General features: G+C 65.6%; 1 protein-coding gene. It reads right to left on the reverse strand.

Annotation, left to right across the window (positions count from 1 at the left end; genetic code table 11):
• Nucleotides 1-26 precede the first annotated feature (26 nt).
• A protein-coding gene (locus tag ASC56_RS00055; RefSeq protein ID WP_107309138.1) for an IS3 family transposase occupies nucleotides 27-1,279 on the reverse strand; the annotation gives its coding sequence in 2 pieces (ribosomal slippage) (nucleotides 27-997 and nucleotides 997-1,279; 1,254 coding nt in all).
• Nucleotides 1,280-1,329: the final 50 nt, after the last annotated feature.

The raw sequence follows: 1,329 nt of genomic DNA on the forward strand, positions 1-1,329 counted from the left end.
GAACCGCCCCGGGTTCGGTAGAGATCTCAGATGGTGGTTGTGGCCTGGGGTTTCATGGATTCCGTGTAGTGGTTGGCCTCGTACTCGACGGGCGGAACGTGGCCTATCTCACCGTGGAGTCTGCGATGGTTGTACCAGTCGACCCACTCGGCGGTGGCCAACTCGACCTGGGAGAGGGACCTCCAGGGCCGTCGGGGCTTGATCAGCTCGGTCTTGTACAGGCCGATCGTGCTCTCCATCAGGGCATTGTCGTAGGCGTCACCGACCGATCCGATCGAGGCGGCGATGCCGGCGGCGTTCAGATGCTCGGCGAGCCGGAAGCTCGTATATTGCGACCCGGCGTCCGAGTGGTGGATCAACTCGCCTGGCTGTACCGGGTGTTGGTCACGGTCACGTTGCCACACGGCCATCTCCAGGGCGTCCAGGACGAAGACCGTTTCCTTCACGGTGGCCGCGGACCAGCCGACGATCCGGCGGGAGAACGTGTCCACGACGAAGGCGACGTAGACGACGCCGGCCCAGGTTTTCACGTGGGTGAAGTCCGCGACCCAGCAGCGGTTCGGGGCGACGGCGACGAAGTCGCGGTCCAGCAGGTCCGGCGCCCGGTCCACCTGCCCGCCGGGCAGCGTGGTGATCACGCGTCTGCCGCGGACCGCTCCGGTGATGCCGAGTTCGCGCATCAGGCGTTCGACGGTGCAGCGGGCCGCGCGGTGGCCCTGCCGGTTCAGCTCACGCCAGATCTTTCTCGCCCCGTAGACGCGGTAGTTGGCCTCGAAGACCTTGGTGATCTGTTCCTTGAGTTCGGCGTCCCGCACGGTCCTGGCCGACGGCTTGCTCCGGCGCTTGTGGTGGGCGTAGTAGGTGGAGGGTGCGATCTTGCAGTCGTGTTCGGTGAGGGTTCTGCAGATCGGCTCGACGCCGCCGAAGCGGTCCCGGTGCTCGTCGATGAACGCTACGAGCGCGTGTGTGGCCGGTCGAGCTCGGCCGCGAAGAAAGACGCCGCGGCCTTGAGGATCTCGTTGGCCCGCTTGAGTTCGGCGTTCTCCTTCTTCAGTGCCTTGAGCTGGGCGGACTCCTCCGTCGTCGTCCCCGGACGTGTTCCCGCGTCGATCTCGTGCTGCTTCACCCAGTTCCGCAGCGTCTCACGGGAACCGATGTCGAGCTTCTCGGTCACCGCCTGCAGAGCGGCGGTCTCGTTCGGGTAGTCGTCGCGCACCTCGGCGACCATGCGCACCGCACGGCGGCGGAGCTCAAGCGGGTAACGGGAAGGTCGTGCCATGACTCGATCCTTTCATGAAATCGAGTCTCTATTCGAACCGGGGCGGTTCA

The organism is Streptomyces sp. TP-A0356, from assembly GCF_001417775.1.
Taxonomy (GTDB): domain Bacteria; phylum Actinomycetota; class Actinomycetes; order Streptomycetales; family Streptomycetaceae; genus Streptomyces.